The sequence below is a fragment of the Neisseria sp. HMSC068C04 genome (genome assembly GCF_001810105.1).
In the GTDB taxonomy this organism is placed as follows: domain Bacteria; phylum Pseudomonadota; class Gammaproteobacteria; order Burkholderiales; family Neisseriaceae; genus Neisseria; species Neisseria flavescens_B.
Genome location: NZ_KV799924.1, coordinates 17,255 through 29,859, shown reverse-complemented (window position 1 = coordinate 29,859; position 12,605 = coordinate 17,255). Strand labels below are relative to the sequence as shown.

The following is a 12,605-nucleotide window of genomic DNA, read 5'->3' as shown; positions in this document are numbered from 1 at the left end:
AGGCCGTCTGAAAATCCGTTTCAGACGGCCTTTTATCTTCTTTCAAAGCGTTTAATTGTTTTCCCACTCGACATGCTCACTCAAGAAGCCGCCGCTTTGGTGTGCCCAAAGTTTGGCATACAGGCCTTGTTTCTCGAGCAACTCGGTGTGGCTGCCTTCTTCGATAATGCGGCCTTTGTCCAAGACGATGAGGCGGTCCATCGCGGCGATGGTGGAGAGGCGGTGGGCGATGGCAATCACGGTTTTACCTTCCATCATTTTGTCGAGGCTTTCTTGGATGGCGGCTTCGACTTCGGAGTCAAGCGCACTGGTGGCTTCGTCAAGCAACAGAATCGGCGCGTCTTTGAGCATAACGCGGGCGATGGCGATGCGTTGGCGCTGGCCGCCGGAAAGTTTCACGCCGCGTTCGCCAACGTGCGCATCATAGCCGCGTCGGCCTTTGGCATCGCTTAAGTTAGGAATAAAACCGGCGGCCTCGGCGCGTTCGGCGGCGGAAATCATCTCGGCTTCGGTGGCATCGGGACGGCCGTAGATAATGTTGTCGCGGACGGAGCGGTGCAGCAGGGAGGTATCTTGTGTCACCAAACCGATTTGGGCGCGCAGGCTTTCTTGGGTAACGCTGTCCACGGTTTGGCCGTCGATCGAAATCGTGCCGCTTTGCGGTTCGTAAAAGCGCAGGAGCAGGTTGACGATGGTGGATTTGCCTGCACCGCTGCGACCGATCAAGCCGACTTTTTCACCGGGTTTGATGTTCAGATTAAAGCCGTTGAGAAGCGGTTTGCCTGCTTCATAGGAGAAATCGACGTGATCAAACTTGATTTCTCCTCGGGTAACTTTCAGCGGCAGGGCTTGCGGTTTGTCGAGGATGGTGTGGGGTTTGGACAGGGTGGCCATGCCGTCGTTGACGGTACCGATGTTTTCAAACAATCGGGCAGACTCCCACATGATGTATTGCGACAAACCGTTCACACGCAATGCCATGGCAGTAGCCGTGGCTACCGCGCCTACGCCGACTTGGCCGTGATACCAAAGCCAAATGCCCAAGGCGGTCGTACCGACGGTCAGCGAGCTGTTGACGATAAAGCTGCAAGTGTGCAGCAGCGTAGCCAAACGCATTTGGGCATGGACGGTCACCATAAACTCTTCCATCGACTGCTTGGCATAAGCGGCCTCGCGTGCGCCGTGGGAGAAGAGTTTGACGGTGGCGATATTGGAGTAGGCGTCGGTAATGCGGCCGGTCATCAACGAGCGCGCATCGGCCTGACGCGCGGCGGTTTTGCCGAGTTTGGGAATCAGGAAGCGCATAATCATGGCGAATCCAATCATCCAGCAGATAAACGGCAAAATAAGCCAAACATCGAATGAGGACAGAATCACGCCGGAAGTAATGAAGTACACCAGCACATACACAACCATATCGGCAACGGTCATCACGACATCGCGCAGCGCCAGCGCGGTTTGCATGACTTTGGCGGACACGCGTCCTGCAAATTCGTCCTGATAAAAGCCCAGGCTTTGACCCAGCATCAAGCGGTGGAAATTCCAGCGCAGGCGCATGGGGAATACGCCTTGCAGGGTTTGCAGGCGTACACTGGACGCAAAAAAGGTCCAAACGGCAAAAAATGCCACCATGGCCATCATGCCGATTAATGCATGGCCTTTTTCAACAAAAAGCGTTTGCGGCGTATAAGCGCCGAGCCAGTCGACCACCTTGCCCATAAATTGGAACATCAAGGCTTCCATGATACCGACGCCGACCGTAAACACGGCCAACACGGCAATCCATTTGCGCACGCCTTCAATGTTGCTCCAAATAAACCGCCACAACCCTTTTTCTGGCGTTTTCGGCGCGGCTTCTGGATAAGGGTCGATGCGGGACTCGAACCATGAGAATATTTTTTTAATCATTGTTTTTGCAAATGTGATAAGACGGTCAGGCCGTCTGAAAAGAGGTGATTCAAATACATTCAAGACTGTATTTTACGGTAAAAATCCGACTGATGACAGCGGATACCGTCAGTCCGATCAAACCAATCTATCGGCTTGACTATCTAAAAATCCCTTTGCTTTACATAAAACAAAGGCCGTCTGAAACTTTTCAGACGGCCTTTGCTGGATTTAGGTTGCCCTTAAAAATCACTCTTTACGTTGACGGCCCAAATCGGCAGCGGCAGTAAACAAAACGTCGGTGGAAGAGTTTAACGCAGTTTCTGCAGAGTCTTGAATCACGCCGATGATGAAGCCGACGGCAACCACCTGCATGGCCACATCGTTATCGATACCGAACAGGCTGCACGCCAAAGGAATCAGCAGCAACGAGCCACCGGCCACACCGGATGCACCGCACGCGCTGACGGTAGCGACCAGGCTCAGCAGCAGGGCAGTAGCGAAGTCAACCGTAATGCCTTGCGTATGCGCCGCAGCCATCGCCAAAACGGTAATGGTGATTGCCGCACCGGCCATATTGATGGTTGCACCCAATGGAATGGAGATGGAGTAAGTGTCTTCGTGCAAACCCAGTTTTTTCGCCAATGCCATGTTCACAGGGATGTTGGCGGCGGAAGAACGGGTAAAGAAGGCATACACGCCGCTTTCACGCAGGCAGGTAAACACCAGCGGGAAAGGGTTGCGGCGGATTTGCGTCCACACAATAATCGGGTTGACCACCAAAGCGATAAACAGCATACAGCCGAGTAATACGGCCAACAGCTGCATATAACCGGCAAGCGCTTCAAAACCGGTTTCCGCAATGGTAGAAGACACCAAGCCGAAAATACCCAGCGGCGCAAAACGGATAATCCACTTCACAACCGTCGAAACGGTATCGGCCAAGTCGGCCGCCACTTGGCGGGTCGTATCCGAACCGTGATGGCGCAAAGCCGCACCCAATACCAAGGCCCAAGCCAAAATGCCGATATAGTTGGCATTGGCCAGCGCGTTAATCGGGTTGGCCACCAAATTCATCAGCAGCGTTTTCAGCACTTCGACAATGCCGGAAGGCGGCGCAACGGATACATCGCCTGCCGCACGCAGAATGAGCGTGGTCGGGAATGCCATACTGGCAATGACTGCCACCACAGCCGCGGCAAACGTACCGAAAATATACAAAATCAAAATCGGTTTGATGTAGGCCTGATTGCCTTTTTGGTGTTGCGCAATAGCGGCAGTCACCAACACAAATACCAAAATCGGCGCGATAGCCTTAAGCGCACCGACAAACAGGCTGCCCAGCAGTCCTGCGCTGATACCGACTTGCGGCGAAACTGCACCCACAATAATACCTAAAACCAAGCCGATGGCGATTTGCGCCACCAGGCTGACGCGATTGAGCGCGTTCAAAAGCGGATTGCCACTTGCCATATCCGTTCCTTCACAATTTAAAGATATGTTAAAAAAGTCTTACATTCTAAAATAAAAAATCATTTGTCGGCGAGGTTTTCATGCACACCTCACAAAAACAGCATTAAAGTTTAGCATTTATGGCACAATTGGCATTTTATGCCAAAAATACAGTCAAACCTGCTCAAACCCTACTTTAAAGTATGCCCATACCGTTGCCTTATCTCTCTGTATCTTGATTTCAGACGGCCTGAAATCTGCGCCATAAGGCCGAATACAAAGGCAACTTTATCAGTCAAAACACAAAACATAACTATTACAATCGTATAGAAACAAACCAAAATCCGCCCTTACGTCACATTTTGCAACATTATCGCGCTAAATTTCCGTTTATAACCATAGCCTGAAACCTTGCAGAAATAATGTTAAAATCCACAAACTGAAGAATTGTCGCTGTCGAACACACATCATGACCAAACTGACCTACCCTGTTTTATTTGCATCATTGGCGCTCGCCTACGGACACGCGTTGGCAGTAGATACTTCCGTTCCCAAAGCGGAAGACTACGAGGCTGTTCCCGAATCCGAAATGCCCAAGCAGCCCAAAGACGACCAAACAGGCAAACTCAAGCCCAAATTTCCCGTCAAAATCGACACCCAAGACAGCGAAGTCAAAGAAATGCTTGAAGAATACCTGCCGCTGATTACCCAGCAGCAGGACGAAGAGCTGGACAAAGAGCAGGTCGGCTTCCTCGCCGAAGAGGCTCCCGACAACGTCAAAACGATGCTCCGGACCAAAGGCTACTTCAACAGCAACGTCAATATTCAAGACCACGGCGAGAGCTATACCGTCAACGTCATCCCCGGCCCGCGCACCAAAGTCGACAACGTCAGCGTGGCCATCCTTGGCGACGTATTGAATGATGACAACTTGGCCGAGTACTACCAAAATGCGATGGAAAACTGGCAACAGCCCGTTGGCGAAAACTTCGACCAAGACGGCTGGAGTGCTAGTAAAACCTCCGTCCTCAGCGCGGTAACACGCAAAAAATACCCTTTGGCGAAACTCACTACCACCCAAGCCACCATCAATCCCAATACCCAAAAAGCCGATTTGAACGTCATCGTAGAGAGCAACCGCCCCATTTACTTTGGCGAGTTCCAAATTACCGGCACACGCCGCTACCCTGAGAGCGTGGTTTCCGGCATGGCGCGCTTCCAACCCGGTTCGCCTTACGACTTAGACAAAATCCTCGACCTGCAACAGGCGCTCGAACAAAACGGCCACTACTCCGGCGCGTCCGTACAGGCTGACTTCGACCAACTGCAAGGCGACCGCGTTCCCGTCAAAATCAACGTGACTGAAGTCAAACGCCACAAACTGGAAACCGGTATCCGCTACGACTCCGAATATGGAATCGGTGGACGCATCGCCTACGACTATTACAACCTCTTTAACAAGGGTTACATCGGTTCCATCGTTTGGGACATGGACAAATACGAAACCACGCTGGCCGCCGGTATCAGCCAACCGCGCAACAACCGCGGCAACTACTGGACCAGCAACGTTTCCTACAACCGCTCGACCACGCAAAACCTTGAAAAACGCGCCCTGACCAGCGGTATTTGGTATGTCCGCGACCGCAACAATATTGATGCCCGCTTCGGCCTCGAATTCATTACCGAAGACCGCAAAGTCCCCGACACCAGCTACGATTTGGGCCGAAGCCATGCCACCATGCTGACCGCCTCATGGAAACGGCAAAGCATCGAAACCGAGCTGCACCCACAAAACGGCTACTACCTCGACGGCAAAATCGGGGCAACTTTGGGCAAATTCCTCTCCTCCACCCAAATGGCACGCGCCATGGCACGCGCAGGCTATTTCTTCACGCCTGAAAACAAAAAACTCGGTACATTCATCGTACGCGGACAGGCAGGCTACGTTTATGCCCGCGAAGGCGAAGAAGTGCCGTCCAGCCTGATGTTCCGTACCGGCGGCGCAACTTCCGTACGCGGTTACGAACTCGACAGTATCGGCTTGGCAGGTCCCAACGGCTCCGTTCTGCCGCAACGCGCCTTGGTGGTCGGCAGTCTCGAATATCAATTCCCAGTTACCAAAAGCTTCTCCGGCGCCATCTTCCACGATGTCGGCGATGCGGCAAGCAACTTCAAACACATGACCTTAAAACACGGTACCGGCTTGGGCGTGCGCTGGTTCAGCCCGGTTGCGCCGTTCTCCTTCGATATTGCCTACGGCCATCACGACAAAAAAATCCGCTGGCACATCAGCTTGGGCACAAGGTTTTAACAAACATACTCACCATCCATTCTTTCAGACGGCCTCAGCCATTTCAGGCCGTCTGAACAACAGACAAACAGAAAAATATCATGACCGATACTGCAAACACTTCCACGCCGTCTGAACAACAGCCCGCCCCGCCAAAGCGCAAAAAACGCCTGTTGCTCGGCTTTGTCCTGTCCGCCTTGGGCGTATTGACCGTTTCCGCCGGCGCGATCGGCTGGCTGGTCGGTACGGAGTCGGGTTTGCGTTTCGGTTTGTACAAAATCCCGTCATGGTTCGGTGTCAAAATTTCTTCGGACACGCTGAAAGGAACGCTGATTGAAGGTTTTGAAGGCGACAAATGGTTGATTGAAACAGAAGGTGCGGACATCAAAATCAGCAGCTTCCGCTTTGATTGGAAACCGTCCGAACTGACCCGTCCGTCCTTGCACATCACCGAAGTCGTGGCCGGCGATATCGCCATCGTGACCAAACGCACGCCGCCTAAAGAAGAAGAGCCTTCAAAAGGCCTGCCCGACAGCATAGACCTGCCTGTTACCGCCTATCTCGACCGTTTGGAAACCGGCAAAATCAGCGTAGGCAAGCGTTTTGACAAGCAGACCATCTATCTCGACCATCTGCACGCGGCCTATCATTACGACAAAAAAGAACACCGCCTCCACATCAAAACCGCCGATACGCCATGGAGCAGCTCGACAGGCGCGGTGGTGATCGGTTTGAACAAACCCTACGTCCTCAATACCGCCATCTACACCAAAGGCCAGCTTGAGGGCGAAACCCTACATGGTACGGTGCGCCTGTGGGGCAGCCTGCAAGACGTATCCACCGACTTGCTGCTCGATAGCGACAACGTTCATTTGTCGGCCAAATCCACCATTCACCCATTCGCCGACAGCCTCAATGAAACCGTCGGCGAAATCCTGATTAAAGGTTCCAACATCAATCCGCAGGCCTTCCTGCCCAGCCTGCCCGAAGCGCGCCTGAATTTCGATGCCACCACCATTCCGTCGTTTACCGACGGCGTTGCGTTGGAAGGCTCGATTGACTTGGAAAACGACCAAGCCGGTTTTGCCGATGAAAATCATATTCCTGTCAAACGCATCCTCGGCGAATTCATCGTCGACGATAAAGGCACGGTCATGATTGAAGACATCGGCGTCGACCTGCTCAAAGACGGCAGCATCGATGTGTCCGGCTCTATCGATACCGCCCAAGACCAGCTCAAACTCGCACTGGGCATCAACAATACCGGTGCAGACGACTTTGTCCGTCAAAACATCGCAGGCCGTCTGAACGGCAGTATCGACGTCAAAGGCGAAACTTCCTCCCCCGTCATCAACTGGAATCTCGACAGCGGATTTGCACGTACAGACGGCATGCTGTTTTTCCAAACTGACAAACAGCTCGGCCAGCGCACGCTCAAGCTCGACAAAGTCCGCCTGGTTCCGCAAAACGGCGGCGAACTCAACGCCAAAGGCTCGCTCGAACTCTTCAAAGACCGCAAACTGCAACTGGACATTGTCAGCAAAGCCTTCAACCCTGCGCGCATCGATCCGCAGCTTCCGCAAGGCAGCGTCAACGGCAACATCAACTTGACCGGCATACTGGCGCAAGAAAAATTCGCCGGCAAAATGCAGTTTGCACCGAGTACGCTCAACGGCGTTCCGCTCAGCGGCAAAGCCGACGTCGCTTATGAAAACAAACACCTCGCACGCGCCCTGACCGACCTGACCCTCGGCAACAACATCATCAAAACCAACGGCAGCTTCGGCAAAAAAGGCGACCGCCTCAACCTCAACATTACCGCCCCCGATTTGTCGCGTTTCGGCTTCGGCTTGGGCGGCCTGCTCAACGCGCGCGGCTACATCTCCGGCAGTTTTTCAGACGGCCTCAAAACCCTTGAAGCCGATTTGAACGGCGAAGCGCGCAACTTCAAAGTCGCCGATGCCGTCAACATCCGCACCCTCGACTTCAAGCTTAAGGGTTCGCCCGACACCAACCGTCCGTTGAGTGCCGATATTAAAGGCGAACACATCGCCGTCTCCGGCGGCGCGGCCATGATCGACAACGTCAACCTGCTCATCAGCGGCACAGGTTCGCACCACCACATCCGCGGCAACAGCAGCATGGCGGTGGACAACAAACGCTACAAGCTCGACCTCGATGCCACCGGCGGCCTTAACAAAGACCAAACCCAATGGAAAGGCACGGTTGATACGCTCGACATCAACGGCGCGTTCAACCTCAAACTGCAAAACCGCCTCAACCTCGAAGCCGGCAGCGAACGCGTTTCCCTCAGCAGCGCGCGTTGGGCGGCTATGGGCGGCAGCCTCAACCTGCAAAATTTCGTTTGGGACAAGAAAGCCGGCATTACCAGTAAAGGCAGCGCACAAAATCTGCACATTACCGAATTGCACAACTTCTACACTCCGCCTATCGAACACAACCTCGTCTTGGGCGGCGACTGGGATTTGGCGTACAGTCAAAACGCGCGCGGCTTCCTCAACATCAACCGTCAAAGCGGCGACATCATTCTGCCGAGCAAAGACCCGAAAAACAAACAGCCTTTGGGACTTTCCGCGCTCGCCCTGCGCACCCGTTTCCAAAACGGCCGCATCGACAGCACGCTGGAAGGCAACACCCGCTTCGGCAAAGTTGACGGCACGCTCGGCATCGCCCAGCAGTTCGGCAACAACATCAACAACGCCCCCGTCAGTGGCAAAGTCAATATCAGCGTTCCCGATTTGGGCTCGCTCAAATCCTTTATGCCGGCGACAGCCCAAGGCATTGCAGGCCGTCTGAACGCAACCGCCACCATCGGCGGCCGACTCGGTTCGCCCACCGTCAACAGCAACTTCGACCTCCAAACCAATTACGGCCGGGCCGATGGTACCGTCAACATCGGTCAGGGCACCAGCTTCGATACCGCCCCTCTGAGCGGCAAGCTCAACCTGAACGTTGCCAACCTCGAAGTCTTCCGCAATTTCCTGCCCGTCGGCCAAACCCTCAAAGGCCGTCTGAACGCCGCCGTCAACTTGGCAGGCCGTCTGAACGATCCGCAACTAAGCGGCCTGATTAATGGCGACAACCTCTATTACCGCCATCAAACCCAAGGCCTGATTCTCGACAACGGCGTATTGCGTTCGCGCCTGCAGGGTCAAAAATGGGTGATCGACAGCCTCAAATTCCACCGCGGCGGCACGATTGAGCTCAAAGGCGCGGTCAACCTTGCCAACGCCAACCCCGATGTTGACGTAGACATCATCTTCGACAAATACCGCACCCTCTCGCGTCCAAACCGCCAACTGCAGCTCTCCGGCGCGGCCAAAGTCCTCTACAATCCGGAAAAAGGCGTATCGCTCAACGGCACGCTCAACACCGACTTCGGCAGGTTTGGTTCGCAAAAATCCTCCATGCCGACCCTCGATGACGACGTGGTCGTACTGGGCGAAACCCCAAAAGAAGCAACGGCCACCACGCCGATTAATATGAACCTTGTTTTGAACATCAACGACAATGTCCGTTTTGTCGGCTACGGCGCAGACGTTACCATCGGCGGCAAACTGGCCATCACGTCCCGTCCGGGCGAAGCCGTCCAAGGCGTTGGTACCGTGCGCGTTGTCAAAGGCCGCTACAAAGCCTACGGTCAAGACCTCGACATCACCAAAGGATCGGTTTCCTTTGTCGGCCCGCTGACCAATCCAAACCTCAACATCCGTGCCGAACGCCGCCTCTCCCCGGTCGGCGCAGGTGTCGAAGTTCTCGGCAGCCTCAACAATCCGCGCGTGACCTTGGTTGCCAAGGAAGCCATGAGTGAAAAAGACAAACTCTCCTGGCTTATCCTCAACCGTGCCAGCAGCGGTAGCGACGGCGACAACGCCACGCTCTCTGCGGCCGCCAGCGCGCTGCTTGCCGGCCAAGTCAACGACCGCATCGGCCTTGTCGATGATTTGGGCTTTACCAGCAAACGCAGCCGCAACGCCCAAACAGGCGAGCTCAACCCTGCCGAACAAGTTCTGACCGTCGGCAAACAGCTCACCAACAACCTCTACGCAGGTTACGAATACGGCATCTCCAGCGCTGAACAATCCGTCAAACTCGTGTACCAACTGACCCGCGCCATCCAAGCCGTTGCCCGCATCGGCACGCGCTCCTCCGGCGGCGAGTTGAAATACACCATCCGCTTTGACAACTGGTTCGGCAAAGACGAACCCGAGCCGGAAGAACAACACTAAAAGCCGTTAAAAAGGCCGTCTGAAATTCATCTTTCAGACGACCTTTATCTTGTTCTACCGTATCAAAATCTTAAGCTATGCCTCAAAAAACAAAGGCAAACGGCGCAAGTTTGAAAACAAATACTGCTAAAAAAGTGAGCGGCTAGCCACGGTTTATTCAAGGTTAGCGATAAATAAAGCAGATACAAAAAGGCCGTCTGAAACTGACAGGGGCAGGTTTCAGACGGCCTTTTTTTGAATTATCGAAACATCTTGTGCATGGCGTTGCTGATTAATTCGAGCTGTTTCTTATATTCGCGGCAACGGGGACAGAGCGACAGGTGCACGGCAAGGGCAATGCGGTTAAAAAGACTGAGATGCACTTGGTCTTGCTGTTTAGAAATCAGATCGGTTATTTTGCGGCATTTTTTCATGGCGTTTTCCTGTCAGGCATGGGAGAACCATTTGATTTGCAGGCACTGGCGCAAGGTTTCGCGCGCGCGGTGCATGATGGTGTGGTAGTTGGCATGGCTGATGCCGCATTGTTCGCGGATTTCATCGCTTGAAAAGCCGAGAATTTCTTTCATGGTAAACACACGGGCGGTGTTTTCCGGCAGATGGTAGAGGCAGGTCTGCAGAACTTGGTAGAACTCTTTATTGTTCAAACTGGCTTCGGGCGAGTCCCAACCCTGAGGTTGTCCTTCATCCGTCCAATGCCCGTCAGCGGCAAAATGTCCTTCAAAGGCTTCATCCAAGGCTTCCTCGTCGCGCGTGACGAAAACTTGGCGTTGCCGTCCGATTTGGCGCAGGCAGTCGGTAATTTTGTTTTTTAAGATTGCAAACAGCCAGCTACTCACTTGGGCGTCGCCTTTGAAACCCTCGGCCGCACGGTAGGCGGAAAGCATGGTTTCCTGTACGAGGTCTTCCGCCAAATCGGGGCGGTCGGGCAGCTGGATATGGGCAAAGCGCAACAGCAGTTTGCGGGATTCGGCAAGCTCGGCATCGGTCAGTTCGGGTAGGGCCATAATGTATCAGTATGAAATGAATGATCAATATGCTTCTGATTTTACGCTGATACGGAAAGAGCATGCGATTGAATCTATAAACGATTTCAGTAGTATTTTTATTTCTCCGAAACCGACTGTACCCGTTTCAGACGGCCTTGGTTTATGCCGCAACCAAAATGCCCTGTTCCCGCCAATCCGTCCATTTCTGCCTTAATGCGTCCTGCCAAGCGTTTTCAGACGGCATGAACTCTACCAGCATGGTTTGCAGGCCGTTTAGGGAAGTGGGCGTCTCTGCCAGCGTTTCCAACAATAATGCACCGAATCCATCAAGCGTTTGATACATCACGTCGTCTTCCTTATCGCACCACACCAAAACGGCGGTTTCCGCCTCCTGCAATTCGTCCGTCACATCATACTGATAACGGCGCACAAAAGCGGCAGGAGAAAGGGTGTAAGCCAAATCATCTGAATCGGTATGGGTTGTTTGGCTGTCGGTTTGAGCGGTTTCGGCGAGCAGCTGGGTGTGTTCAAAGTCCATCAATGCCAAGAGGTCGTCTGAAAGCGGCAGGCTTTGGCAATATCGGAGGAACTCGCTTGGGATTTCTTGAAAATAGGGCGTTTGGGCGCGCGCGTCGCGGACGAAACCTTCTTTCAGACGGCCCCATTCTTCGCTGTCAAAGTATTGCAGCGTTTCGGTATAACAGCGGTCGATAAAGCTGTGGATATTGTTGCGTATCAGGCGGATATAGACGTTCAAGCGGTCTTGCGGCAGTCCGTCTGCGGCTTTGCCCTCGCGTATGGCTTGGGCAAAGCGGTGTTGGTATTGGGCGGAGGTTTCAGGCTGCACGGCGGTATTCCTTTCCGGCACGCGTTTGATAGTCGGCGATTTTGGCGACTTCGGCTTCGAGTTCGGCAAAAGGCGGAAAATTGAAATCGCGTTCCAACAGGGTGGGCGGGATGGTCGGCAGCTTGGTATAGGCCAGTTCGAGCAAGTCCCAAACGGTCGGCAAAACCGCCGCACCGTGGGTATCAATCAATAATTCGGGCGTTTCGACATCGTGTCCGGCGATGTGGATGTAGCACACGCGCTCTGCGTCAACGTTTTCTAAAAAAGCTTCAGGCGACAACAGGCCGTGATTGACGGCGTTGACGTAAATATTGTTCACGTCCAAATGAATGCTGCAGTCGGCTTCACGGGCAACAGCGTTGAGGAACTCAACCTCATTCATTTCGGCAAGCGGGGAATGCAGGTAGTAGGAGGTGTTTTCCACAGCAATGCGGCAGCCCAACCGGTCTTGCACTTCGCGGATACGGCGCGCGGTATGTTGCACCATTTCTTCAGTGAAAGGCAGCGGCAACAAATCGTAAAGATGACCGCCATCGTGGCAGTAGCTCAAATGGTCGGAGAAAAACGTGCAGTCATAACGGCGCATCATTTCTTTGATTCCATCTATCAAGGCGGTATCCAGCGGGGCTTGTCCGCCTAACGACATGGATAATCCGTGCAATGCCAGCGGCAGCCGTTCTGCCACGCGGTCAAACTGTTTGCGCGCCCTGCCGCCCATTTTCAGCCAGTTTTCGGGGGCGGCTTCGATAAAGCGTATCGGGCTGTCGTCTGAAAGCGAGAGGAAGTCTTCCGCCAAGTCGCGGCGGTAGCCCAAGCCTGCATGTTGAATCATAGTGATGTCCTGTTATGGTGCCGTATGAACGACAAAGTCGCATTTTCGTTTATAAAATGCG

Annotated in this window: 8 protein-coding genes; 2 read left to right on the top strand and 6 right to left on the bottom strand. The window is 53.7% G+C overall.

The annotated features are described in order from the left end of the window. Positions 1 to 51 precede the first annotated feature (51 nt). Together HMPREF2700_RS03215 and sstT are read right to left on the bottom strand one after the other, a co-directional pair. Positions 52 to 1,908 (bottom strand): ABC transporter ATP-binding protein, encoded by a 1,857-nt coding sequence (locus HMPREF2700_RS03215; RefSeq protein ID WP_070590037.1) that lies wholly within the window; start codon positions 1,906 to 1,908, stop codon positions 52 to 54. A 228-nt stretch (positions 1,909 to 2,136) separates the two neighbouring features. Further along, complete coding sequence (sstT, locus tag HMPREF2700_RS03210) at positions 2,137 to 3,360, bottom strand: serine/threonine transporter SstT (RefSeq protein ID WP_070590034.1); 1,224 nt, start codon at positions 3,358 to 3,360, stop codon at positions 2,137 to 2,139. Positions 3,361 to 3,808: 448 nt separating this feature from the next. Between sstT and HMPREF2700_RS03205 the strand changes: the two genes are divergently transcribed. After that, positions 3,809 to 5,650: an autotransporter assembly complex protein TamA gene (locus HMPREF2700_RS03205; protein WP_070590032.1), complete on the top strand. Its 1,842-nt coding sequence runs from the start codon at positions 3,809 to 3,811 to the stop codon at positions 5,648 to 5,650. Between the two features lie 80 nt (positions 5,651 to 5,730). Further along, a complete protein-coding gene (locus tag HMPREF2700_RS03200; RefSeq protein WP_070590029.1) occupies positions 5,731 to 9,879 on the top strand; it encodes a translocation/assembly module TamB domain-containing protein in 4,149 nt (1,382 codons plus the stop codon). A 239-nt stretch (positions 9,880 to 10,118) separates the two neighbouring features. Here the strand turns inward: HMPREF2700_RS03200 and HMPREF2700_RS11605 are convergent, their stop codons facing one another. The 4 genes from HMPREF2700_RS11605 to HMPREF2700_RS03185 form a co-directional block, all read right to left on the bottom strand. Next, on the bottom strand, positions 10,119 to 10,292 hold the full coding sequence (locus tag HMPREF2700_RS11605; protein ID WP_141745815.1) for an anti-sigma factor family protein: 174 nt from the start codon (positions 10,290 to 10,292) through the stop codon (positions 10,119 to 10,121). 12 nt (positions 10,293 to 10,304) lie between these two features. Then, positions 10,305 to 10,883, bottom strand: a complete 579-nt coding sequence (locus HMPREF2700_RS03195) for a sigma-70 family RNA polymerase sigma factor (protein ID WP_063068580.1) — start codon at positions 10,881 to 10,883, stop codon at positions 10,305 to 10,307. 142 nt (positions 10,884 to 11,025) lie between these two features. Further along, entirely contained in the window at positions 11,026 to 11,712 is a 687-nt protein-coding gene (locus HMPREF2700_RS03190) for an HvfC family RiPP maturation protein (protein ID WP_070590028.1), read from the bottom strand. Further along, complete coding sequence (locus HMPREF2700_RS03185) at positions 11,702 to 12,544, bottom strand: HvfB family MNIO-type RiPP peptide maturase (RefSeq protein ID WP_070590025.1); 843 nt, start codon at positions 12,542 to 12,544, stop codon at positions 11,702 to 11,704. Before HMPREF2700_RS03185 ends, HMPREF2700_RS03190 begins: the two co-directional genes overlap by 11 nt. Between the last annotated feature and the right edge of the window lie 61 nt (positions 12,545 to 12,605).

Bases quoted from the DNA above. Each gene is read 5' to 3' on its own strand.
- HMPREF2700_RS03200 (WP_070590029.1), top strand. From the start codon at position 5,731: ATGACCGATACTGCAAACACTTCCACGCCGTCTGAACAACAGCCCGCC.
- sstT (WP_070590034.1), bottom strand. From the start codon at position 3,360: ATGGCAAGTGGCAATCCGCTTTTGAACGCGCTCAATCGCGTCAGCCTG.
- HMPREF2700_RS03215 (WP_070590037.1), bottom strand. From the start codon at position 1,908: ATGATTAAAAAAATATTCTCATGGTTCGAGTCCCGCATCGACCCTTAT.
- HMPREF2700_RS03205 (WP_070590032.1), top strand. From the start codon at position 3,809: ATGACCAAACTGACCTACCCTGTTTTATTTGCATCATTGGCGCTCGCC.
- HMPREF2700_RS03195 (WP_063068580.1), bottom strand. From the start codon at position 10,883: ATGGCCCTACCCGAACTGACCGATGCCGAGCTTGCCGAATCCCGCAAA.
- HMPREF2700_RS03185 (WP_070590025.1), bottom strand. From the start codon at position 12,544: ATGATTCAACATGCAGGCTTGGGCTACCGCCGCGACTTGGCGGAAGAC.
- HMPREF2700_RS11605 (WP_141745815.1), bottom strand. From the start codon at position 10,292: ATGAAAAAATGCCGCAAAATAACCGATCTGATTTCTAAACAGCAAGAC.